Below are 22,712 nucleotides of genomic sequence, written 5' to 3' on the forward strand. Positions count from 1 at the left end.
GCGAGACGAGGAACACCTGATAGTCCATCGCGAGCCCGAACAGCACGCCCATCAGCACGATCGGCATGAAGCTGATGATCGGGCCGGTGCGGGCCACGTGCAGGGCATCGGCGAACCAGCCCCACTCGAAGACCGCCGCGACGACGCCGAACGCGGCGACGATCGAGAGCAGGTAGCCGAGGGCGGCCGTGAGGGGCACCCAGATCGAACGGAACACGATCGTCAGCAGCACCAGGGAGAGCCCGATCACGAAGACGCCGAACGGCAGCAGCGCGGCCCCGAGCTGGTCGGAGACGTCGATCGCGACGGCCGTGAACCCGGTCACCTTGAGGTCGATGCCGTACTTCTCGAGCCATTCGTCGTGATGCGCGCGCAGCTCCCGCACGAGGTCGGCGGTCTTCGGGTCGTCGGGTGCCGTCTTCGGGATGATCTGGACGATCCCGGTGTCGGCCGTCTCGTTCGGAGTGGCCAGCGGGACCTCGGCCACCCCGGGGAGGGCGGCCACCTCGTCGCCGAGGTCCTTCATCAGGTTCAGCGGATCGGTCGAGGTGACGATCGTTCCGGTGAGGATGAGGGGACCGTTGAAGCCGGGTCCGAACTCCTCGCCGGTGAGATCGTAGCTCTGCCGCGCCTCGTTGCCCTTGGGCAGCACGCCGGCGTTCGGCAGGGCGAGGTTCAGGCTCAGCGCGGGGACCGCGACGATGCCGAGTCCGAGCACGATCGCGAGCGAGACGAGCACGGGGCGACGGGTGACGCCCGCGACCCAGCGCTGGCTGAACGAGCGCCGGGTCACGGCGGGCGCGGCGTCCGCGTCCTTCTTCGCGGCTTTCGCCGGCTTCGCCCGCCGGGGGCGGCCGATGACGCGTCCCTTGAGGAAGCCGAGGAAGGCGGGCGTGAGGGTGACGGCGATGAGCACGGCGACGGCCACCGCGGCCGAGGCGGCGACGCCCATGGTGGTGAGGAACGGGATGCCGGCGAAGCCGAGGCCGATGAGCGCGATGAGGACCGTGATGCCGGCGAACACGACGGCAGAGCCCGCGGTCCCGACGGCCCGCGACGCGGACTCCTCCGGCTCCACCCCGGCGCGCACCTGATCCTGGTGCCGCGCGACGATGAAGAGCGCGTAGTCGATGCCGACCGCGAGCCCGAGCATGAGGGCGAGCAGCGGGGTGGTGGACGCGACCGAGGCGAATGCGGTGGCCGTGAGGATCCCCGCCATCGAGATGCCCACGCCGAGCACTGCGGTGAGCAGCGGCAGGCCGGCGACCACGAACGAGCGGAAGGTGACGATGAGCACCAGCAGGGCGATGATGAGCCCGACGGCCTCGGTGATCGAGATGCTGGGGATCGAGACGGCGAAGAGCTCGCCGCCGAGCGCGGTCTTCGACCCCTCGGGCAGCGTCTTCCCGAGAGCGTCGACCTCCGACTTCAGTTCGTCCTTGGTCTCCGCGGGGACGTTGGACGACTGACCCTCGAACTGCATCCGCACGATCGCCGCGGTGCGGTCGGCGTTGATCATCCCCTCGATGTTCTCGTCGTAGGGGGAGGTGACGGCGAGGACGCCCTTCACATCGCCGAGGGAGCCCACGGCGTCCTCGATCTTCGTGCGATAGGCCTCGTCGGTGACGTGCGATCCGGGGGCGGCCACCACGATGAACTGCGCGTTCGTGCCGCTGACCTGGGGGAACGTGCGCTCGAGCTGCTCCAGGCCCGCCTGCGACTCCGTGCCGGGGATCGAGAACGTGTTGTCGGTGCCGGCGTTCAGGGCGATGGCCCCTCCTCCGGCGATACCGAGCACGATCAGCCAGGAGACGAGCACGCGCCACGGGTGGCGGTACGACCAGCGTCCGAGCGAGGACAGGAGAGTGGACACGCGATTCCTCCGGCGAGGTCGATGCACAGATGTATTGAATACGTGACTGTATCGTAGAACGCGATGGATGCCGGATGCTGTGTGCCCGGTGTGAGTCGTGACACAGTGGGGGATGGAGGTCTCGATGTCGACACCCGCTACTCGGAGCAGGGAGAACACCCGCTCGCGCCTTCTCGATGCCGCGGCGCAGGTGTTCGCGGAGGTCGGCCTGGAGGGCGCGACCGTCGAAGCGGTCTGCGAACGCGCCGGCTTCACCCGCGGAGCCTTCTACTCGAACTTCGCGTCGATGGATGAACTGTTCCTGACGCTCGCCGGGGCGGTGGGCGAAGAGCGTGTGAACGCGGTGCGCGCACGCGTCGAGCAGCTGACCGCATCCGGGGCGCTCGCCCTCGACGACCCGGTGTCCCTCGTGCAGCAGGTCATGGACTCCGGTGCCGACGACCGGCTCGGAGTGATGCTGATGAGCGAGATCCGCATCCGCGCCCTCCGCGACCGGGAGTTCGGCGCCGCCTACCTCGCCGGCGAGAACGAGATGGTCGGCGGCATCGCGCGCATCATCCGGGACATCGTCGACAAGGAGTGTCTCGACCTGCAGATGGACGCCGAGACCACGGCACGGCTGCTGATGATCGTGTGGGAGGGCATCACGGTGCGCGGCGCCATGGCGGGCCAGGACGAGGAACAGCTCCGCCAGTCGGGCAGCGCGGCGCTCGGCCGCATGGTGTCGCTCATGGTGTCCGAGGCGAAGGAGCGGCCCGCCGCGTCGGACGACCGAGGCTGAGCCGGCTCAGCCCGCCTGCTCGGCGGTCGCGAGCAGGGCGTGACAGCGTCGCAGACGCGAGAGCCACCAGTCGCGGCGGTCGTCCGCGGACGCCAGGCGGTCCAGGGCGGCGGCGTCGGGCACTGGGCGCACGGCCGGGATCGATCCGTCGTGAGGGCGCGCATCGGCGACGTCCTCCAGGAACAGCGAGGCCGTGCCCAGGCCGCAGTCGTACTCCAGCGACGGGAGGGCGGCGGCGAGAGCGGCGCCCTGCGACAGCCCGATCGCGGTGTCGAGCGCGCTCGAGACCACGGCGGGGAGTCCCGCCTCCGCGACGATCGACAGCGCCCGGCGGACGCCGCCGAGCGGCTGTGCCTTGACGACGAGGAGGTCGGCGGCGCCGGCTCGTGCGACCGCGAGCGGATCGGACGCCTTGCGCACGCTCTCGTCCGCGGCGATCGGGATGCCCATGTACCTCACGCGGTGGCGGAGCTCCGCCAGCTCGTCGACGGTCGCGCAGGGCTGCTCGGCGTACTCCAGGTCGAACTCCGCGAGGGCGTGCAGCGCCCGCTCGGCCTCGTCCACGTTCCAGCCGCCGTTCGCATCCACGCGGATCCGGCCCTCCGGTCCCATCTCGGCGCGGACGGCGCGGACGCGTGCGACATCCTCCTCGAGGCGCTGCCCGGCCTCGGCGACCTTGACCTTCGCCGTGCGGCATCCGTCGAACCGGGCGAGCACGCCGGGCACGCGGGCGGCCGCCACAGCGGGGACGGTGGCGTTCACGGGGATGCGCGCTCGCAGCGGCGCAGGCTGCGCGGCCCAGCCGAAGTCGATCGCCGCGGCGAGCCAGGTCGCCGCCTCGGCATCGCCGTACTCGGCGAAGGGGGAGAACTCCGCCCACCCCTCCGGCCCCTCGAGGAGCAGCGCCTCGCGCGCATCGACTCCGCGGAACCGGGTGTGCAGGGGAAGCGCGACGACGCGGGCGGTGGCGAGGAGGTCGGCGAGAGGCGTCAGCATGCGTCCATCATGCCGCGCCGAGCCGCTTCTGCATCTCCGCCATCCGAGCCGTCGCGACGAAGCCGAGCCGCACGTTGACCGCCAGCATGTGCGCGTTCGACTCGGCGTTGAAGGTGTACACCCGGGGCGTCTCCGGGGAGAGGCGCTGCAGCATCCGCAGGTTCTCGAGCTTGACGCGCAGCCCGAGTCGTCGGCCGCGGTCCTCCCGGCGCACGAGCGTGCCCCACTGGTAGGCGTTGCCGTCGTCGCGCGAGACCACGATCTGCGTGTAGGCGGCGACGTGTCCGTCGGCGGTCACCGCGACCGCCCCGAAGCAGGTGCGGCCCTGCGCGTCGATGAGCCGTTCGTCGGCACGGTAGTCGGAGACGTCGGCCGACGACGCCTCGACATCGAGATCGCCGGTGGGGGCTTCGGTGTCGAGCACGGCGTCGAGCGCGGCCCACTCCGCGACGAGGTCCTCGGGAACGGGCCCGGTCCAGCTGCGGATCCCATACCCCTCGGCGGGGGCCTCGGCGAGCATCTCGTCGATCACCGCGTCCGCGACCGGCAGGGTCAGCCGGCTCTGCAGGTCGCCGATCGCCACCGCGAACCCATGGCGGAGCCCGAACTCGAGCCCGGCCTCCCCGGATCCGTCGGCGGGGGCGGACGCCGGCCAGCTCGTCTCCGCGCGCAGGGTGGTGCGCCCCGCCGCAACCGCCTCGGACGTGAGGTGTGCGAGGAGCGCGGAGCCGATCCCGCGGCGACGATGCTCCGGCGGCACGTTCACGCCGAGGGCTCCGACGTGCCGGTTGTCCTTGAGGGGGAGCGTGAGCGATCCGGAGCCCACCACCGTCTCTCCCTCCACGGCGACGAAGGCGCGCGTCTCGGAGGTCGTCGGCGTCTGCTGCAGCTCCGCGCGCCGCTCCTCCCGCGACCAGATGAGGGCGTCCTCTCCCATTCCTGCGCGCTTGGCGGTGGCGTAGGCGTCCCACCACGCGTCCACGGCGGTGTCGTCGAAGGGGTCGATGGCGAGGATCCGGATCGGCGGCATCCGTCCACGCTACCGGGGAGCCTCGCGGTGTCGCCTGCGACGTTCTGCACTCGCCGACACGGACGGCATCCGTCACAGCCGGATTCCGGATGCAGAACGTCGCCGCGAGTGCAGAACGTCGTGGATCGGATGCCGCACGATATGCGACTATTGACAATAGTGTGTGACGCACAGTAATGTCATCGACATGAACGGGAACGAGTTCGACGGGCATCTGCAGGAGCTGCGGCGCGGCACGATCGTGCTGGCGAGCCTGCAGCTGCTGCGCGAGCCCGGCTACGGATACGGCCTTCTGGAGCAGCTCGCAGGCGCGGGCTTCCCCACCGATGCGAACACGCTCTACCCGCTCCTCCGCAGACTGGAGAAGCAGGGGTTCCTCGAGAGCGAGTGGAACACCGACGAGGCCAGGCCCCGCAAGTTCTACCGCACCTCGGACGCCGGCATCCGGCTCGCCGAGACCCTGACCCGCGAGGTCGCCGCGATCGCCGCGGCGACGGACGCCCTCACGCAGACCCTGACCGAAGGGGAGAACTGACATGTCCACGCACACCTACGCCGAGCGATACGTCACCGCCGTCGCCCGCGCCGTCCCGGCATCCGCCCGCGACGAGATCGTCGCCGAGGTCGAGGCGTCGATCGCCGACCAGGTCGAGCCGCTGCTCGAGGCGGGGCGCCCCCGTGACGAGGCCGAGCGCGCCGTCGTGGCCGAGCTCGGCGAGCCGCGCGCCTACGCCGCGTCGCTCACCGATCGTCCGATGCACCTCATCGGGCCGCGGTACTACGCCGCCTGGCTGCGGGTGCTCAAAGTGCTGCTCGCCGTCGTGCTGCCGTTCGCCGCGCTCGGCGTGACCGTCGGCACGCTGCTGCAGGGCGGCGATACGGGCGCCGTGATCGGGGCGATCATCGTCACGGTGCTGCAGGCGGGCGTGCACGTCGCCTTCTGGACGACCCTGGTGTTCTTCATCCTGGAGCGCACCGGATCGACGGGCGACACCGTGCTCGACTGGAACCCGGACATGCTGCCGCAGACGCAGGCCCGCGGTGCCGCGGCATCCGACTTCGTCGCGACCGTCGTGATGGCGGTCATCCTCGGCGGCGCGTTCGCCTGGGACCGCTTCATCGGATGGGGCGACGACAACGTGCACCTTCTGGCATCCGAGCTGTGGCCGGTGTACGCGGTCGGGTTCCTCGTGGTCCTCGGGCTGACGGTCGTCGTCGCGGGAATCGTCCTGGCGCACGGGCGCTGGACGGTCGGCCTCGCGGCGGCGAACGCCGTGCTCGCGGCGATCACGGTCGTGTTCGGACTCATGCTCACCTGGCAGGACCGCGTCCTGGCCCCGGACTTCCTCGCGCTCTTCGGCCCCGCCCAGGCCACGGTCGCGGTGATCCTCAAGGCGGTCTTCTCCGCGATCCTCCTCGGCGTGCTGCTCACCTCGGCGATCGACCCGTTCCGCCGCGTGAGGCGGGGCTGAAACGCCGGATGCCGGAGCGCTGGGCGGATCCGCCGGCACCGGATGCCGGGATCGGCGCCGGGCCCGCGGGAATAAGGTGGAAGCCGTGACCGACGTCTCCGAGCTCTTCGACCCCGCCGAGTGGACCATCGCCCCCGGCGCGGAGGACTACTCCGACATCACCGCGCACGTCTCGCGCGACGGACGGATCGCCCGCATCGCGTTCGACCGTCCGGAGGTGCGCAACGCGTTCCGTCCGCGCACGGTCGACGAGCTCTACCGGGCCCTCGACGAGGCGCGGCAGGACCCTCGGATCGGCGTCGTGCTGCTCACCGGCAACGGCCCCAGCCCGAAGGACGGCGGGTGGGCGTTCTGCTCCGGCGGCGACCAGCGCATCCGCGGACGGGACGGCTACAAGTACTCCGAGGACGAGGCGGAGGTGCCCGCGGCGGCCCAGGCGCGAGCCGGACGTCTGCACATCCTCGAGGTGCAGCGGCTCATCCGATTCATGCCGAAGGTGGTGATCGCGGTCGTCCCCGGCTGGGCGGCCGGCGGCGGGCACTCCTTGCACGTCGTCTGCGACCTGACGATCGCGAGCGCCGAGCACGGCCGCTTCAAGCAGACCGACGCCGATGTCGGCAGCTTCGACGCGGGATACGGCTCCGCCTACTTCGCCCGGCAGATCGGGCAGAAGCTCGCCCGTGAGGTGTTCTTCCTCGCCGAGGAGTACAGCGCCCGGCGGGCCCAGGAGATGGGGGCGGTCAACCGCGTCGTGCCGCACGCGGAGCTCGAGCGCGAGGCGATCGCGATGGCCAGGACGATCCTCACCAAGTCGCCCACGGCGATCCGGATGCTGAAGTTCGCCTTCAACGCGGTCGACGACGGCCTGGTCGGGCAGCAGGTGTTCGCCGGTGAGGCCACCCGGCTCGCCTACGGCACCGACGAGGCCGTCGAGGGCCGCGACTCCTTCCTGCAGAAGCGCGACCCCGACTGGTCGCCCTATCCCTGGCACTTCTGAGGACGGAGCCGAGGTGATCGGATGACGCGGATCGCGCGCGCGGTCGATCCCGAGGACCTCGCCGCCTTCACGGCCGCCGCCATGCGCGCGCTCGACGGCGACGGGGCGCTCGCGCTCGGCGTCCCCGAGGACCTCGAGGTGCCGGACGGCATCGCCGTGGTCATCGCGACCTCGGGGTCGACCGGGGTTCCGAAGAGGGTGATGCTGCGCGCCGAGGCCCTGGGTGCGAGCGCCGACGCGACCGCACGCCGGCTCGCTCCGGATGCCGCCGGGGGAGCGCAGTGGATGCTCGCGCTGCCGGCCGGCTACGTCGCCGGGCTGCAGGTGGTCGTGCGATCGATCCTCGCCGGGACCGAGCCCGTGCACCTCGACGGACGCTTCGCGCCCGGCTCCTTCGTCGACGCCACGCGCGCGGCCCTGCGCCGGCGGCCCGACGACGGCCCTCTGCTGACGTCCCTCGTGCCCGCCCAGCTGGGCACCCTCCTCGGCGCGGCCGCCGAGGGACAGCGGGGCCTGCGTTCCGCGCTCGCCGCCTACGACGCGATCCTCATCGGAGGGCAGGCGCTCCCCGAGCAGCTGCGCGACCGTGCGGCGGCGGCGGGCGTCCGCATCGTGCGCACCTACGGGTCGAGCGAGACCTCCGGCGGGTGCGTCTACGACGGCGTTCCCCTCGACGACGTGCGGGTGCAGAGCGTCGACGGCGAACTGCGGATCGCCGGGCCGACCCTCTCAGACGGCTATCTCGGCGACCCCGCTCTGACCGACGAGGTGTTCGAGACCGACGCGGAGGGTGTCCGCTGGTACCGCACCGGAGACCTCGGCATCGTCGAGGACGGCGTCGTGCGCGTGCACGGACGCGCGGACAACGTGATCGTGTCGGGGGGCATCAACGTGTCGCTCGACCGTGTGGAGCGGATCGTCCGTGGAGTTCCCGGCCTGACCGGCGCCGTGGTCGTCGCGACAGCAGACGCCCGATGGGGTGAGGCCTCGGTGATCGTGGCCCCCCGCGGGGAGGCTCTGCGGCGCAGCGAGTCGGAGCAGCTCCGACAGGCCCGGGAGGCCGTCGCCGCGGAGATCGGGGCGCATGCGCGTCCGGCACGGCTCGTGCTCGTGGACGAGCTCGCGATGCTGAGCAGCGGCAAACCCGACCGGGAGGCGATCCGGCGACTGCTCGGGTGAGTCGGGGAGTCGTCCCATTTGGCGGAGGGTGTCCCGTTTGGCGGGTGGATCGGGTTCGGACGTCCGGGATTCGTGACGGTGTTCGGGGTTCGGGCGGGGTGGTGGGGTGGTCGCGTTTGGCGGAGGGTGTCCCGTTTGGCGGGTGGATCGGGTTCGGACGTCCGGGGTTCGTGACGGTGTCCGGGATTCGTGACGGTGTCCGGGATTCGGGCCGGGTGGTGGGGTGGTCCCGTTTCGCGGGTGGTGTCGCGTTTGGCGGGTGGATCGGGTTCGGACGTTCGGGATTCGTGACGGTGTCCGGGGTTCGGGCAGGGACGAAGGAGCATCCGCATCGCTAGGCTGGCGCGCATGGATCTGCTGCGGATCGCCGGAGTGCCCGGCGCGGGGAAATCCGCGGTCGCGTGGGAGATCGCGCGGCGACTGACGGATGCCGGGGAGGCCGTGGCCTACGTCGACATCGATCAGCTCGGCATGTGCTATCCGGCGCCGGCGGACGATCCGCAGCGGTGGCTGCTCAAGGAACGCGCCCTCGCGCTCGTCTCCGCGCGTTTCGCCGCCGCCGGGTGCGCCGCGCTCGTGGTCTCGGGCGTCGCCGATCCGGGGGATCGGCCGCCGGCATCCGCGTATGCGACGACGTCGCTGTGGCTGGACGTCACGGAGCAGACCCAGCGCGCCCGACTCTCCCCTCGCGGCTGGCCGCAGGAGCAGATCGACGCGGTCGTCGTGGAGAGCGCACGCGAAGCCGGCGGCGTGCATCCCGCGTGGCAGCGCCGCGCGACGGACCACGAGTCCCTCGCCCAGACCGTGGAGGCCGTGCTCGCCGAGTGGCGGCGGGAAACGTCGGATGCGGGCGGCTCGGAGGCCGACGCGCCGAGGCCTGTCCCCGGGCGGGTGCTGTGGCTCACAGGCCCGAGAGGCGTCGGGACGTCGCGGATCGCCTGGGAGATCGTGAGCGGCCACTGGTTCGCGGGGCGGTGCGCAGGTTTCGTCGACGCGCGGCAGCTCTCCTTCGCCTTCGCGGCCGGGGACCGCGAGCGCCTCGGGGCGGAGAACGCCGCCGACCTGCACGGGCTGTTCGCCGGTATCGGTGCAGGGGTCTTCATTGTGGCGGCGCCGCTTGAGATCCCGCCGGATGATGTCGCGAAGGCCTTCCCGGACGCGGAGGTCACCTTCATCCGGCTCTACGCGGACGCCGATGCGCTGCGTCGGCGCATCGGCGAGCGGCGGCGGGGCGGCGGCCCGGTGCTCGCGGGGGACGACCTCGCGGAGGCGACGGACGCCGGCGCCGCAGCCGTGCTCGCGGAGGCCCTGCGCGAACGCGACGTCCCACTCCGGCCCGGTGAGGGGTGCTTCGACACCACGGACCTCGCCCCCGCGGAGTCCGCTGCCGCCCTCGGGCTCTGAGACACGTTCCGCGGACGTCGTCCCGTTCCGCGGATGGGTCCCCTGGATCTGTCCGGTGTTCGTGACGTGGTCTGTGGTTCGGGATGGGCCTGACCGGGTGCCTGTTCTCGGACGTCGTCCCGTTCCGCGGATGGATCCCCTGGATCTGTCCGGTGTTCGTGACGTGGTCTGTGGTTCGGGACGACCCCACCCCCACCACCCCCACCGCTCCCACCCCACCCACCCGCACGGCAAGTCCCCTGACGGTGGAGTGCCAGACTGGCACGATGGCGACATACACCCACGGGCATCATGAATCCGTGCTGCGCTCGCACAGCACCCGCACGATCGCGAACTCCGCCGCGTACCTCGCGGAGCACCTCACGCCCGACGCCCGCCTCCTCGACGTGGGAGCGGGGCCCGGCACGATCACGGTCGACTTCGCCGGACGTGTCGCGCACGTGACCGCGACCGAGATCGATGAGCAGGCGCTGTCGCTCTCGCGAGGACTCGCCGCGGAGCGGGGCGTCCGCAACATCGACTTCTCCGTGGAGGACGTGCACGCGCTGGGCTTCGCGGACGGCTCCTTCGACGTCGTGCACGCGCACCAGGTGCTGCAACACGTCGCCGATCCGGTGCAGGCGCTGCGGGAGATGCGCCGCGTGACGAAGCCCGGCGGGATCGTCGCCGTGCGCGACGCGGACTACGCGGGGTTCTTCTGGTTCCCCCTGCTGCCCGAGCTCGACGAGTGGCTGCGGCTGTACCGAGCCGCCGCCCGCGCGAACGGAGGCGAGCCGGATGCCGGGCGCCGGCTGCTCTCCTGGGCGCGGGAGGCCGGATTCTCCGACATCACCGCGACGGCCTCGACCTGGTGCTACGCCACGCCCGCCGACCGTGCGTGGTGGGGCGGCATGTGGGCCGACCGCATCCTCGAATCCGCCCTCACCCGGCAGCTGCTCGACAGCGGCATGGCGACCGAGGCGGACCTGCGCGGGATCAGCGATGCCTGGCGGGCGTGGGCGGACGCCGGTGACGGATGGTTCCTCGTGCCGCACGGTGAGATCATCGCCCGCGCGTGATCGTCCCGCGTCCGCGCCTCATATGCCGTGACGCGGATACATCCCGAGACGGATGCCGGGCCGCCGCATCGCCGCGTAGCGTGGAACCGTGATCCGCCCGCTCAAGCCGTACCAGCTCGTCCTCGACATCGTCGGGGCCGTCGTCGGGCTCTTCATCACGCTCCCGCTGAGCTTCATCATGCTCTCGGGCAACCCGTCGAGCGGTGCGGCGATCGCGGATCCGAACCTCTCGGCGCTGCACCACGTCGCCGTCGGCATCCTGATGTGGGCGGCCGTGGCGATCGCGCGCCTGAGCCCGCCGATCGCGCTCGGCGTGGCCTGGGCCGGGGCGATCGTGCAGATGCTCGGCGGACTCTGGCCCTCGCCGGTGAACGTCGCGATCTTCGGCGTGCTCTTCGCGACCGCCGCCTGGGGCAGCCGCCGCCTGATGTGGATCGGCGGCGCGTCGGCCGTCGGCGGCGGGATCATCGCGACCCTCTACGTGGTGTTCATCGAGCGGAACAACATGTTCGCCGGAGCGAACTCCCCGTTGAGCATGCTCATGTTCGCCGCGCTGATCGGCTCGGTGTCGGTGCTCTCCCTCGGGATGGCGTGGGGATCCGGTCTGCTCTGGCGGGTCGTGCTGCGCGGACGTCGCACGCGCGATGCGCAGATGCTCGCCGAGGCCACCGCCGCCGAGGAGCAGGAGCGCGTGCGCATCGCCCGCGACATGCACGACATCGTCGCGCACTCGCTCGCGGTCGTCATCGCGCAGGCCGACGGCGCGCGGTACGCGGCGGCCGCCGATCCGGAGGCCGCGACGCAGGCGCTCGGCACCATCGCGCAGACGGCGCGCGGTGCGCTGTCCGATGTGCGGATGCTGCTCACCCAGCTGCGGCACCGGCAGGGCGACGGCCCGCAGCCCACGCTCGCCGACCTCGAGGGGCTGTTCGCACACGTCCGCCAGGCGGGTGTCGAGCCCCGCGTCACGATCGACCCGATGCCGCCGGGAGAGCCGCCGGGGGCGATCCAGCTCGCGGTCTACCGGATCCTGCAGGAGGCGCTGACGAACGCCATCCGGCACGGTTCGGGGCAGGTCGACGTGCGGCTGTCCTGGTGGGCGGAGCGGGTGGACATCGAGGTCGTGAATGCCGTGAAGCCGGAGCCCTCGCCCGGTGCCGGCGGGCATGGCCTGATCGGGATGCGCGAACGTGCGCAGCTCGTGGGCGGTACGCTTCTGGCCGAGCGGGATGCCGGACGGTTCGTCGTCCGGGCGACGCTCCCGATCGGAGGAACCGCATGATCCAGGTCGTGCTCGTCGACGACCAGGCGCTGTTCCGCGCCGGGATCCGGATGCTGGTCGCCTCGCAGCCCGACATGGCGGTGGTCGGCGAGGCCGGTGACGGCCGCGAGGCGCTCGAGGTCATCGCCCGCACCCGTCCCGACGTGGTGCTGATGGACATCCGGATGCCGGTGATGGACGGTCTGACGGCCACCGCCGAGGTGCTCAAGGCGGCCGAGCCGCCCCGGGTCGTGATGCTCACCACCTTCGACCTCGACGAGGCGGCCGCGCGTGCCATCCGTCAGGGCGCGAGCGGCTTCCTGCTGAAGGACGCCGACCCGGAGTTCCTGCTCGCGGCGATCCGGACGGTCGATTCCGGATCGAGCGTGATCGCGGCGTCCGCGACCCGCGACCTCTTCGCCCACTTCACCTCGCAGACCAAGCCGGTCCCGGAGGCCTTCGCCGCCCTCACCGAACGCGAGCAGGAGATCTTCGCGCTCGCTGCCCGCGGCCTGTCGAACGCCGAGATCGCCGCGCGGGAGTTTCTCAGCGAGGCGACAGTGAAGACGCACATCAGCCGCATCCTCACCAAGCTCTCCCTGCGCGACCGCGTGCAGCTGGTGGTCTTCGCCTTCGAGCACGGCCTCGCCTGAGGAGGGCGATCGGCGCCTCCGCAGATCATCCTTCCGATGTACGGCGGATGCATCCGCCGGGCGATGACGGCGACGGGGACCCGAAAATAGCGTCGTAGTCATGGAGATCACGACTTCGGACCTGGGGCTCGCCGCCCGCGTCCAGCACCTCACCAAGTCCTACGGATCCGGAGACGCCGGCGTGCGTGCTCTGGACGACATCAGCGTCGGCATCCGCCGGGGCCAGTTCACCGCCATCATGGGGCCGTCCGGTTCGGGCAAGTCCACGCTGATGCACATCATGGCCGGTCTCGACTCCCCGACCGAGGGGCGGGTGTGGATCGGCGACACCGAGATCACCGGCCTCCCCGACCTCGACATGACGATCCTGCGCCGCCGCCGCGTCGGGTTCATCTTCCAGTCCTTCAACCTCATCCCGACCCTCGACGCCCTCGGCAACATCCTGCTGCCGTTCGAGCTCGACGGACGCCGCCCCAGCGCGATCGAGCGGGCCCGCATCGACGGTCTCATCGAGACCCTCGGCCTCGGCTCACGCCTGAAGCACCGCCCGCACGAGCTCTCCGGGGGCCAGCAGCAGCGGGTCGCCATCGCACGGGCCCTCGCCACGGCGCCCGACCTCGTGTTCGCCGACGAGCCGACCGGCAACCTCGACTCCGCGACCGGGCGCGAGGTGCTGCAGCTGCTCGCGACCGCGAGCCGTGAGCACGGGCAGTCGATCGCGATGGTCACCCACGATGCGATCGCCGCGAGCCACGCCGACCGGGTGCTGTTCCTCGGCGACGGGCGCATCGTGGCCGACCACCCGTCGCAGAGCGCCGAGCAGATCGCCGCCTACATGCTCGCCGCCGAGGTGGCGGCATGACCGCCGTCGTCGCGCAGGCCGCGCTGGAACGTCCGCGCACGGCCCCGCTGGCCTGGCTCCGCGAACGCGGCATGGGGGCGAGCGTGCTCGTCGCCGCGCTCACCGCGGCGTTCGGCGTGATCCTCGTCGACGTGACCGCCTACATCGGTGCGCTGCTCCAGGCCGACCCCTACATCGGCAACAGCGAGACGCTCGAGGTCGTCGTCTCGATCCTCTCGGTGCTGCTCACCGCCGTCGCGATGTACGTCGCGGCGATCGTGACGGCCAACACCTTCTCGACGATCATCGCGGGGCGCACCCGCCGCATCGCCCTCATGCGTCTCATCGGCGCCTCGGCGCGCTCGCAGCGCTCCGAGGTCGCGAACCAGGGGCTCGCGGTCGGCGTCATCGGCGCGGTGATCGGAGCGGTCACCGGACTCGTGCTCGCGAGCATCGGCGTCGCGATCGGAGACCGGCTGCTGTCCACATCCGTCGATGACTTCACCACCCTGCAGCCGCGCATCGTGCTGCCCGTCGTCGGCGTCGCACTGACCACCTGGGTCGCCGCGTGGGTGGGATCCCGCCGTGTGCTCACGGTGACCCCGTTGCAGGCGATCGGCGGCTCCGTCGAGCGCAGCCGCAGCGAGGTCGTCGCCCGTCCCGGCCGCCACATCGGCGCCCTGGTGCTGCTGGTCGTCGGCGCGGCGCTGCTCGCGGTCGGGGTCGTGGCGGGTCTGGTCACGCCGCTCGGCGTGGTGATCGCCTTCGCCGGCGGGGTGCTCTCCTTCACCGGTCTCGCGATCGGCGCCGTGCTCGTCATGCCGCCGGTGCTCCGGCTCGTCGGACGGCTCTTCGGGCGCAGCGCGACCGCACGCCTGGCGGCGGAGAACGCCCTGCGCCACCCTGAGCGGTCCAGCCGGATGGCGATCGGCGTCGTGATGGGCGTCACCCTCGTGACGATGTTCGCCGTGGCGCTCGAATCGGCCAAGGCTCTCATGATGCGCTCGGGCGACGTCCCGAAGGAGTTCTTCGCGCCGATGGACGCCTTCGCGTCGGTGATGATGGTGCTCGTGGCCGTCTCGGCCGTGATCGCCGCCGTCGGCCTCGTCAACCTGCTGACCATCGGTGTCGTCCAGCGCCGCCGTGAACTGGGCCTGCTGCGTTCGATCGGTCTCACGTCGCGCCAGGTGCGGTCGATGGTGCTGCTCGAGGCCGCGCACGTGACCATCGCGGCGACGCTCGTCGGTCTGGTGCTCGGGATCGCCTACGGGTGGGTCGCCGCACAGTCGCTGCTCGGGTCGGTCCCGGTCCTCCCCGACATGCAGCCGGCGGGCTTCATGCTCCCTGCGGTGCCGTGGATGCCGGTCGCGATCATCGTCGCCGCCACCGCGGTGCTCACGCTCATCGCCGCCGTCACGCCGACGCGTCTCGCCACTCGGGTGGCGCCCGTGGAGGCGCTCGCCGCGGACTGAGTTTCCCCGCCGATCTCCACGACCTCGCCCCGTCCTCCGCCTTCCGGCGGCGGGCGGGGCGTCGTCGTCGGGTCAGCGTGTGGTGGATGCCGCGCGTGCGGCGTCGAGGAGCTGCGCGCTCGACACGGCCGCCGCGGCGTCGAGGAGGGCACCCTGCGCGGCGCCTCCGTCTCCGTGCGCGGCGACGAGCACCGGCACGTCGGCGGGTAGCAGCGGGGTGACGGCGTCGACGAGCGGCTGCACGATCAGCGCACGCGAGTGGGTGAGGCCGCCGCCGAGGACGACCGCGTCGGGGGCGATCGCGGCCATCAGCGGGGCGATGCGCTGCACGACGGCGGCGAGGTACTCCTCGACCCGGGCGACGGCGGCGGGCTCCCCGGACTCGGCGCGGGACAGGGCGTCGGCGACCTCGGCGATGTCCGGGCCGGCGGGCCCCGGCGCGGGTCCGAGCGACGGCGCCGGGAGGAACCCGACCTCGGCGGCGGCGCCTCCGTGGCCGGTGTGGGCGCGCCCGCCGATGACGATCGCCGCGGCGGCCCGCGTGCCGAGATGCACGTGCAGCAGATCGGCGTACCCCGTCGCCGCCCCGGTGCGCTGTTCGGCGAGCGCGGCGAGCCGCACGTCGTTGTCGACGCGGACGGCCGCGGCCGGCGCGACGACGCCCAGCGCTTCGGCGATGGGCGCGGAGCTCCACCCCTCGATCGCACCCGATCGCTGCACGATCCCGTCGCGGTCGACGATGCCGGCGGTCCCGACATGGATGCGCCGCACCGCCGAGTCGGGCATCCCGGCCTCGGTGAGGGCCTCGCGTACGGCGTCCACGGCACTGTCGAGCCGCGCCCGCGGGCCGAGCGCGGGGCCGGTGACGCGTTCGGCCCTGCCGCGCACGACGGCGTCGAGGGCTCCGACGAGCACCGTGGTGCGGTGGGCGCCGATGTCGATGCCCACCAGCGCGGCGGCCTCGCCGCGCAGCGCGTAGGAGCGGGCCGGCCGCCCGGGGCCGCGGTTCTCCTCCGGCGCCTCCGCGGAGACCAGCCCGAGATCGACGAGCTCGGCGGCGAGCGACTCGACCGAGCTGCGCGAGACGTCGGCGCGTTCGCTGAGGTCGTTGAGGGGGAGGGGGGCGCCTGCCGTGCGCAGGGCGTCGAGCACGCGGGCGGCGTTCATCCTGCGCAGTCGGGCCGGTCCGCGATCCGTCTCGCTCATCGGGGTCGTCCTCCGGCGTGATCCTGCACCCGCGCGACGGCGGGCTTGTGTGTGAACAGTATTCTCGATTTAATTATCGCAAGTTCTACGAAAATAGCCGCGATGCTGCGGAGGAAGGACGATGATGTCTCGAAGAAGAGGAGGGCTCGCCGGTGGGCTGCTCTGCCTGGCGCTCGCCCTGACGGCGCTGCCCTCGGCCGCGCAGGCGGCGGACGCCCCGGTGTTCCCCGAGGTGGGGGGCGACACGTCGATCGGGTCGCCGATCCAGACCGTCTCGCTGAACGACTCCGCGATCGGGGAGTTCGACGGTCGCTCGGTCGCCTACACGACGGCGTCCGCGGAGAACGCGATGTTCAACGTGATCGACGTCACCGCCGAGAAGCTCATCGCGGCGCATCCGATGCCGGGAGTGGTGCAGGCGTGGCGGCACATCATCGCCCCCGACGGCACCGTGTACATCGGCGCGTTCACGGGCGCGGGCACCGGAGAGCTGTGGTCGTACGACCCCGCGAAGGACCTGCTGCGCAAGCGCGCGGTGATGCCCGGCGAGACGAAGTCGGTGTGGTCGCTCGCCGTCGACGACAGAGGCCGGGTGTACGTGGGCAACTACCCCTCCGGGAGCGTGGTGCGCTTCGACCCCTCCGACGACTCGCTCCGTGACTACGGCCGGATCGTCCCGGGCCAGGACTACGTGCGATCGCTCGCCTACGTCGACGGCACGGTCTATGCGGGGATCGGCTCCCGCGGCTCGGTCGTCGCCCTGGACCCGGAGACCGGCGAGCGCACGACGATCTCGGACGAGTTGCCGGCGCTCCTCGGCGTCGCGCCCGAGGACATGCCCTTCGCGTACTCGATGGGCGTCGCCGACCGCACGCTGGTCGTCCAGTTCTACGACCCGCTCATGCGCCTCGCCTTCTACGATCTCGACACGCGCACCTGGCGGCAGAAGACCATCGGCAAGAACGTCGCCGGTGATGTCGGGGCGTTCAACTTCGGTCAGCTCCCGGTGCGCGACGGCCGGATCTACGTGCCGGTCAACCGCCGTCTGATCGAGGTCGACCTCGCCACGCTCGACGTGCGGGACGTGGCGCCCTTCGGCACGTCGCTCCGGGGCGCGGGCTGGGTGCACGTCGACGACCCCGCGCAGCCGAAGACGGTGCTCGCGACGATCCAGAGCGGCGGCCAGGTCACGGTCTTCGACGTGGACGCCGGTGCGGTCACGGCATACCCGACAGTGATGGCGGGCCAGCCCGGCCCGCTGCACACGATCGAGTTCGCCGCCGACGGCGCCCTGCTGATGAGCGGCTACCCCGGTGGAACCGGCGCGAGGTTCGACCCCGCGAGCGGGCAGCGCACCTCGTTCACGCTCGAGCAGCTCGAGGCCATGGCGACCACGAGCCAGGGCGTCACCTACGGCGGCGTCTATCCGGGCGGCAAGATCGTCCGGCTGTCGACCACGGCGGCGGGCACGACCGTCGCTCCGGCGTTCGAGCTGGGGGAGAAGCAGGATCGTCCCTACGCGATGCGTGAGCACGACGGGCGGCTGCTGATCGGCTCGATCCCGGACTACGGCACGCTCGGCGGTGCGCTCACCGTGATCGACCTCGCCTCCGGGGTCAAGACCGTGCTGCGTGACATCGTCCCCGCGCAGTCGGTGGTCGGCGTCGCGCAGAAGGGCGACGTGATCTACGGATCGACCACCATCCAGGGCGGGCTGGGCGTGGTGCCCACCGCCGACGAGGCGAAGCTGTTCACCGTCGACGCCAAGACGCTGAAGAAGACCGGCGAGTTCGCGCTGAAGCTCCCCACCGGACAGAGGCCCACGCTCATCGGAGGGCTCGACATCGGGCCGGACGGCCTGCTGTGGGGATCCGCGGACGGATGGGTGTTCGCCCTCGATCCCCGCACGCTCGCGTACGTGAAGGGTGCGAACGTGTTCCCCGAGGTGACGAGATTCGGCATGTGGCGGCCGGTGTTCACGCGATGGGATGCGAGCGGGTTCCTCTACATGAACGTCGCCGGACGGATCGTGCAGATCGATCCCGCCTCGGTCACCACCCGGGTCCTCAGCGATCCGAAGGAGGAGATCTCCTATCTCGCGCTGGGTGCCGCCCCGGGGGCGGCCTCCGCGAACGGCGCGCCCCAGGCGCTCTACCTGGTGGGCTCGTCGGCGTCGTCGGTGCTGCGCACGATGACGATCACCGCGCCGAAGGATCCGGGCGGGAATGGCCCGGGTGACGGCGAAGGCGACGGTGACGGGGGCGGCCCGGGCGACGGGAACGGTCCCGGCGACGGGGACGGCCAGGGGAGCGAGGCGGGCGGACCGGGTGACGGCTCGCTGGCGACCACAGGTGCGGAACCCCCGGTCGTCGCCGCGGTCATCGCCGCGCTGCTGCTCTCCGCCGGCGCGCTGCTCGTGCGGAACCGCCGGCGCGTGACCGGCTGAGAGCGGCCGCGTCCATCCGCCGCGCGGGCCGTCGTCCCCACGGCCCGCGCGGCGGACGGGTCCTAGGCTGGACGGATGCCGACCCCGTTCGACCAGTCCCCGTACCAGGTCCGCCTCGAGTGGGGAGCGGAGGGCCTCGCGCGGCTCGCCCCCGCTGACGTCGTCGTCTCGGTGGACGTGCTGAGGTTCTCCTCGACCGTCGCCGACGTCGTCGCGGCGGGCGGGGAGGTCGAACTCGAATCCGCCCGCCGCTGGTCGAGCAACGGCGCGGCGGTCGCGCTGGCGGGCCGCGACGCCGACGGCGCGCCGGAGGTGCTGCTGGGCGGCCTCCGCAACGCCGCGGCCGTGGCGGAGGCGGTGCGGCGGATCCAGGAGCGCCGCGGTGCACGGACCTCGGTGAGCGTGATCGCGGCCGGGGAGCGCGCCCCCGACGGCTCCCTCCGGTTCGCGGTGGAGGACCAGCTCGGAGCCGGGGCCGTGGTCTCGGCGCTGATCGACCGGGGGATCGACCACGCCTCCCCCGAAGCGGCCGTCGCCGCGGAGTCCTTCAGCGCGCTGCGTCGCGCCCTCCGGCACCTGCTCTCGGCGAGCGGATCCGGGCGCGAGCTGCAGGACGGCGTCGAGTCGACGGCGCGCATGGCTGCTGCCGGCATCCGCCCCGCCACGACCGCCGAGGCCGCAGAGCTCGATGCGGTCTCCGTTGCTCCCGTCCTCCGCGAGGGCCGGTTCGTCCGCTTCTCCTGACCTCACGACGCCGGGTCGGCGGAGTGTGCGCGAAAACGCTTCCCGGAGAGCTTCCCGCCTGCGTTTCCCGACTCCCACCGGACGGGCGGGCGCGTAGGGTCGAGGCATGAGGTTCCTCCCCGCGCTCGTCGTCGACGCCGTGCTCGTGCTGGTCTTCGCGGTGATCGGCCGCGTCTCGCACAAGGAGGACGCCCTGGGCTTCCTCCTCACCGCGTGGCCGTTCCTCGTGGCCCTCCTCGCGGGCCACCTCCTCGCCGCTCTGCTCCCGGCGCGGCCCCGTCGTCCCTGGGGCATGTGGTGGGGTGTCGTGGTGTGGGCGGTGACGGTCGCGGGAGGGATGCTGCTGCGCGTCGTCGCCGGAGGGACCGCCGCCGTGCCGTTCATCATCGTCGCGACGCTGGTGCTCGCCCTGTTCCTGCTCGGCTGGCGCGCGATCGCGCTGCTGGTGCGCCGGCGACGGAAGACGCTCCCGGACGAGCCGGCCGAGGCCTGAGGCCTAGCGCGGGGTCGCCGCGGCGCGGCGCGCGGCCGTGCTGATCTCGCGATGCGCCCAGGTGAAGAGGAACCGGGCGTCGTAGCGGCGCGAGCAGGTTGCACAGGAGGTGCTGCGCGTGGGCCGCCGGTGCCGGTAGACCACATGCCCGACCGGACACGTCCCCACCCATGGGGCGAGCTCGGTGGCGGTCTCGCCGTGATGCGTGGTGCCGCCGACGTAGCCGAGATCGCCCGCGATGCGCTTCCACTCCCGGCCGTGCGCGGCCTCGGAGCCCGCGATCGCATGGGCGACCTCGTGCAGCAGCACCTGGTGGATCTCGTCGTCGTCGAAGCGGGCCGCGAGGTAGCGGGAGACGGTGATCCTCCTGGTGGAGTAGTGGCAGGCGCCGGCGCGCCGCTTCGCGTTGTCGAACGAGAAGCTCCACGTCTCATCGAGGTGGAGGCGGATCAGCGCCTCGCCCCACACGCGCACCCGGTTCAGCTCGGCCATGCGCTCACCGTAGCCGGGGCATCAGACAGCGTCAGACCGCGACCGGCTCGACCTGGCGGCGCTCCGCGGCGTCGATCGCACGGAGCGCGATCTCCAGGTCGCGGTCGTCGGCCCCGGCCGCGCGGCGCAGGAAGAGGGAACGCTTGAAGCTCTCGCGCGCCTGCTCGTACTCTCCGGCGTCGTAGGCGTTCTTGCCGTGGTGCTGGTGGGCGAAGGCGGCGATGCCGCCCCAGCCCTGGCCCTCGGCCTCGGTCGCGACGTGGGCGAGCTCCTGGTCGGCTGCGGCGTGGGCACCGCGGTTCTGCAGCACGGTGGCGTGGAGCACGCGGGCGCGCAGCAGGTCCTTGCGGGTGCCGGCCATGCGCGCCTGGCGCACGGCCTCCTCGGACACCACGAGCGCGTCGTCGAGGCGGTCGAGCACCTTCAGCAGCCACACGCGCTCCAGCAGCGCGGGGATGCTGCGCTGGCTCTCGATCTCCTCGAGGCGGGCCATGCACTCCGACGGACGGACGATCTCGCGAAGGGTGTCGGGGTCGTAACCCTGGATCAGATTCATTGCTCGACGCTCCTCTCCGCGATGCTCAAGACAGTCTGCCCCTCCCTCTCTCCGAAGCTCCTGTGCCACGCCAGGGGACGCCGAATGATCGCTGTCGGGAGGGGTGTCAGCGCAGGAAGAGGCTCGCATCGGGGCGCGGCGACGCGACCGCGTCGGCGTCGGTGACGATCCGCGCGCCCTGGGCGAACGCGTCGACCTCGGCGCCCTGCGCGATCTTCGCCGGATGGGGGCCGGCGGCGAGCATCCGCGGCAGCCACTCGGTCGGCAGCGGACCCGCGGAGGCGGCAACGACGAGGTTCCCGAACCGGCGTCCCTTGAGCACCTGGGTGTCGGCGAGCACGGCCACGTCGCCGAAGACCGACTGCACGGTGGCGACCTGTCGGCGCGCGAAGGCGAGTCCGGGGCCGTCGGCGACGTTGACCAGCAGCACGCCGCCGGGGGAGAGCAGCGCCGCGAGCTCCCGATAGAACTCCAGGCTGGTCAGGTGCGCGGGCGTCTGCGCACCGGAGAAAACGTCGGAGACCAGCAGGTCGCAGGTGCCGAGGAGTGCGGGCGGCAGCCTCTTCACGCCCTCGCGTGCATCGCCGATCCGCACCCGCACGGACGCGCCGCGGGGCAGCGGCAGGTGCTCGCGGACCAGCTGCACCAGAGGCGCCTCCCACTCGATCACCTGCTGGCGGGATCCCGGCCGCGTGGCCTCGACGTACCGGGGGATCGTCAGCGCGCCCGCTCCGAGATGCACGGCGGTGAGCGGGCCGGCGGGCAGCTGGTCGATCACCGCGCCCATCCGCACGACGTACTCGAAGTGCAGATGCGTCGGATCGTCCGGGTCGACGTGCGACTGCGGCGTGCCGTCGACGATCAGCTCGTACCCGCCGCCGAACTCCGACGGCGCGATCTCCGCGATCCCGCCGTGGTCCAGGCGGACCCGCGGGTGCTCGGCGTCCTTGGTTCTCGCACGGCCCATGACGACGAGCCTACGTGCGCGGTGTCGGTCATCGCGGGTAGGGTGGCCGCATGCGCCGAATCACTGGATCCATCGCCGCCGCCGCCATCGCCGCCCTCATGCTCACCGGATGCATGTCCACGCAGATCCCCGGGGGCGGTTCGAGCGACAAGCCGACGTCGAGCCAGACCGACGGCAACGGCGGCGGGGACAACGGCGGCACGGGCGGCGGCAAGGAGATCACCGTGGCGCCTGCGACCGGCACGCAGCTGTCCGGCACCGGCTACTCCTTCAATCTGCCCGCCGGCTGGACCCAGCGCACCGACGGCGTGAAGGCGCCGATCGAGCTGATGGCGCTCAACGAGTCCGACAGCGACGGCTTCTCCGACAACCTCAACGTCATCAAGTCGCCCGCGGGCAAGCTGTCCGCCGAGCAGGTCGAGACGGCCGGCAAGAAGGAGCTCGAGACGGTCAAGGCGACCGACATCACGATCGGAGACCGGGTCAACGTCGCCGGCAACGAGGCCGCGCACCTCAGCGCCAAGTTCACGCAGCAGGGCGTGACGTACGCCACCGAGCAGTACGGCGTGAGCAACGCCTCGCAGACGTACATCGTCACCTTCTCGTTCAGCGAGAGCCTCCCGCAGGCCGACCGCGAGAAGCTCGCGGAGTCGGTCCTCGCCACCTGGAACTGGTCCTGATCCCGGGGTCTGCGCGGACGTCGAGCGGTATCCGCGCGGGCCAATACCGCAGTCCGGAGCGATCGTCAAGGATCGCGCTGGACATGTCGTGAAATCGCGTGTAGTGTAGCT

22 protein-coding genes are annotated in these 22,712 nt (G+C 72.0%); 15 read left to right on the plus strand and 7 right to left on the minus strand.

Features of this window, described 5'->3' with window-relative positions:
- On the minus strand, positions 1-1,873 hold a 1,873-nt coding region (locus ABWO84_RS15155; RefSeq protein WP_353116041.1), incomplete at its 3' end, for an MMPL family transporter.
- A gap of 124 nt (positions 1,874-1,997) precedes the next feature.
- On the opposite strand from ABWO84_RS15155, the gene ABWO84_RS15160 reads away from it, so the two are divergent.
- A complete protein-coding gene (locus ABWO84_RS15160; RefSeq protein WP_353116043.1) occupies positions 1,998-2,654 on the plus strand; it encodes a TetR/AcrR family transcriptional regulator in 657 nt (218 codons plus the stop codon).
- Between the two features lie 6 nt (positions 2,655-2,660).
- Here ABWO84_RS15160 and ABWO84_RS15165 read toward each other — a convergent pair whose 3' ends face one another.
- Both ABWO84_RS15165 and ABWO84_RS15170 read right to left on the minus strand, forming a co-directional pair.
- Positions 2,661-3,650 (minus strand): o-succinylbenzoate synthase, encoded by a 990-nt coding sequence (locus ABWO84_RS15165; protein WP_353116045.1) that lies wholly within the window; start codon positions 3,648-3,650, stop codon positions 2,661-2,663.
- Between the two features lie 7 nt (positions 3,651-3,657).
- Positions 3,658-4,680, minus strand: a complete 1,023-nt coding sequence (locus tag ABWO84_RS15170) for a GNAT family N-acetyltransferase (protein ID WP_353116047.1) — start codon at positions 4,678-4,680, stop codon at positions 3,658-3,660.
- Positions 4,681-4,867: 187 nt separating this feature from the next.
- Between ABWO84_RS15170 and ABWO84_RS15175 the strand changes: the two genes are divergently transcribed.
- The 10 genes from ABWO84_RS15175 to ABWO84_RS15220 all read left to right on the plus strand — a co-directional run bounded on the left by ABWO84_RS15175 (position 4,868) and on the right by ABWO84_RS15220 (position 15,017).
- Complete coding sequence (locus tag ABWO84_RS15175; RefSeq protein ID WP_353116049.1) at positions 4,868-5,215, plus strand: PadR family transcriptional regulator; 348 nt, start codon at positions 4,868-4,870, stop codon at positions 5,213-5,215.
- Between the two features lies 1 nt (position 5,216).
- Positions 5,217-6,152, plus strand: coding sequence for a permease prefix domain 1-containing protein (locus tag ABWO84_RS15180; RefSeq protein WP_353116051.1), 936 nt, complete (start codon positions 5,217-5,219; stop codon positions 6,150-6,152).
- Positions 6,153-6,237: 85 nt separating this feature from the next.
- Positions 6,238-7,149 carry a 1,4-dihydroxy-2-naphthoyl-CoA synthase gene (locus tag ABWO84_RS15185; RefSeq protein WP_353116053.1) on the plus strand — a complete coding sequence of 304 codons (912 nt, stop codon included), beginning with the start codon at positions 6,238-6,240 and terminating at the stop codon, positions 7,147-7,149.
- Between the two features lie 21 nt (positions 7,150-7,170).
- On the plus strand, positions 7,171-8,328 hold the full coding sequence (locus ABWO84_RS15190; protein WP_353116054.1) for an AMP-binding protein: 1,158 nt from the start codon (positions 7,171-7,173) through the stop codon (positions 8,326-8,328).
- A gap of 348 nt (positions 8,329-8,676) precedes the next feature.
- A complete protein-coding gene (locus ABWO84_RS15195; protein ID WP_353116056.1) occupies positions 8,677-9,732 on the plus strand; it encodes a hypothetical protein in 1,056 nt (351 codons plus the stop codon).
- A 266-nt stretch (positions 9,733-9,998) separates the two neighbouring features.
- Entirely contained in the window at positions 9,999-10,790 is a 792-nt protein-coding gene (locus ABWO84_RS15200; protein WP_353116058.1) for a class I SAM-dependent methyltransferase, read from the plus strand.
- 88 nt (positions 10,791-10,878) lie between these two features.
- Entirely contained in the window at positions 10,879-12,072 is a 1,194-nt protein-coding gene (locus ABWO84_RS15205; protein ID WP_353116060.1) for a sensor histidine kinase, read from the plus strand.
- Positions 12,069-12,704, plus strand: coding sequence for a response regulator (locus ABWO84_RS15210; protein WP_353116062.1), 636 nt, complete (start codon positions 12,069-12,071; stop codon positions 12,702-12,704). The genes ABWO84_RS15205 and ABWO84_RS15210 overlap by 4 nt, the downstream gene beginning before the upstream one ends.
- 100 nt (positions 12,705-12,804) lie before the next feature.
- Entirely contained in the window at positions 12,805-13,566 is a 762-nt protein-coding gene (locus ABWO84_RS15215; protein ID WP_353116064.1) for an ABC transporter ATP-binding protein, read from the plus strand.
- On the plus strand, positions 13,563-15,017 hold the full coding sequence (locus ABWO84_RS15220; RefSeq protein ID WP_353116066.1) for an ABC transporter permease: 1,455 nt from the start codon (positions 13,563-13,565) through the stop codon (positions 15,015-15,017). Before ABWO84_RS15215 ends, ABWO84_RS15220 begins: the two co-directional genes overlap by 4 nt.
- 72 nt (positions 15,018-15,089) lie before the next feature.
- Here ABWO84_RS15220 and ABWO84_RS15225 read toward each other — a convergent pair whose 3' ends face one another.
- Positions 15,090-16,223, minus strand: a complete 1,134-nt coding sequence (locus ABWO84_RS15225; RefSeq protein ID WP_353116068.1) for an ROK family transcriptional regulator — start codon at positions 16,221-16,223, stop codon at positions 15,090-15,092.
- Positions 16,224-16,347: 124 nt separating this feature from the next.
- On the opposite strand from ABWO84_RS15225, the gene ABWO84_RS15230 reads away from it, so the two are divergent.
- The 3 genes from ABWO84_RS15230 to ABWO84_RS15240 all read left to right on the plus strand — a co-directional run bounded on the left by ABWO84_RS15230 (position 16,348) and on the right by ABWO84_RS15240 (position 19,906).
- On the plus strand, positions 16,348-18,669 hold the full coding sequence (locus ABWO84_RS15230; protein WP_353116070.1) for an LAVTG motif-containing sortase-dependent surface protein: 2,322 nt from the start codon (positions 16,348-16,350) through the stop codon (positions 18,667-18,669).
- A 75-nt stretch (positions 18,670-18,744) separates the two neighbouring features.
- Positions 18,745-19,413 carry a 2-phosphosulfolactate phosphatase gene (locus tag ABWO84_RS15235; protein WP_353116072.1) on the plus strand — a complete coding sequence of 223 codons (669 nt, stop codon included), beginning with the start codon at positions 18,745-18,747 and terminating at the stop codon, positions 19,411-19,413.
- Between the two features lie 106 nt (positions 19,414-19,519).
- Positions 19,520-19,906 (plus strand): DUF3054 domain-containing protein, encoded by a 387-nt coding sequence (locus tag ABWO84_RS15240; RefSeq protein ID WP_353116074.1) that lies wholly within the window; start codon positions 19,520-19,522, stop codon positions 19,904-19,906.
- A gap of 3 nt (positions 19,907-19,909) precedes the next feature.
- Here the strand turns inward: ABWO84_RS15240 and ABWO84_RS15245 are convergent, their stop codons facing one another.
- From ABWO84_RS15245 to ABWO84_RS15255, 3 genes are all read right to left on the minus strand, one after another.
- Positions 19,910-20,398, minus strand: coding sequence for a SprT-like domain-containing protein (locus tag ABWO84_RS15245; protein WP_353116076.1), 489 nt, complete (start codon positions 20,396-20,398; stop codon positions 19,910-19,912).
- A 31-nt stretch (positions 20,399-20,429) separates the two neighbouring features.
- Entirely contained in the window at positions 20,430-20,954 is a 525-nt protein-coding gene (locus tag ABWO84_RS15250) for a hypothetical protein (RefSeq protein ID WP_353116078.1), read from the minus strand.
- Between the two features lie 106 nt (positions 20,955-21,060).
- A complete protein-coding gene (locus ABWO84_RS15255; protein ID WP_353116080.1) occupies positions 21,061-21,921 on the minus strand; it encodes a spermidine synthase in 861 nt (286 codons plus the stop codon).
- A gap of 50 nt (positions 21,922-21,971) precedes the next feature.
- Here ABWO84_RS15255 and ABWO84_RS15260 point away from each other — a divergent pair, with 50 nt between their 5' ends.
- Positions 21,972-22,601, plus strand: coding sequence for a hypothetical protein (locus ABWO84_RS15260; RefSeq protein WP_353116082.1), 630 nt, complete (start codon positions 21,972-21,974; stop codon positions 22,599-22,601).
- The last annotated feature ends 111 nt before the right edge of the window (positions 22,602-22,712 follow it).

The sequence above is a fragment of the Microbacterium sp. genome (assembly GCF_040394595.1).
Taxonomy (GTDB): Bacteria; Actinomycetota; Actinomycetes; order Actinomycetales; family Microbacteriaceae; genus Microbacterium.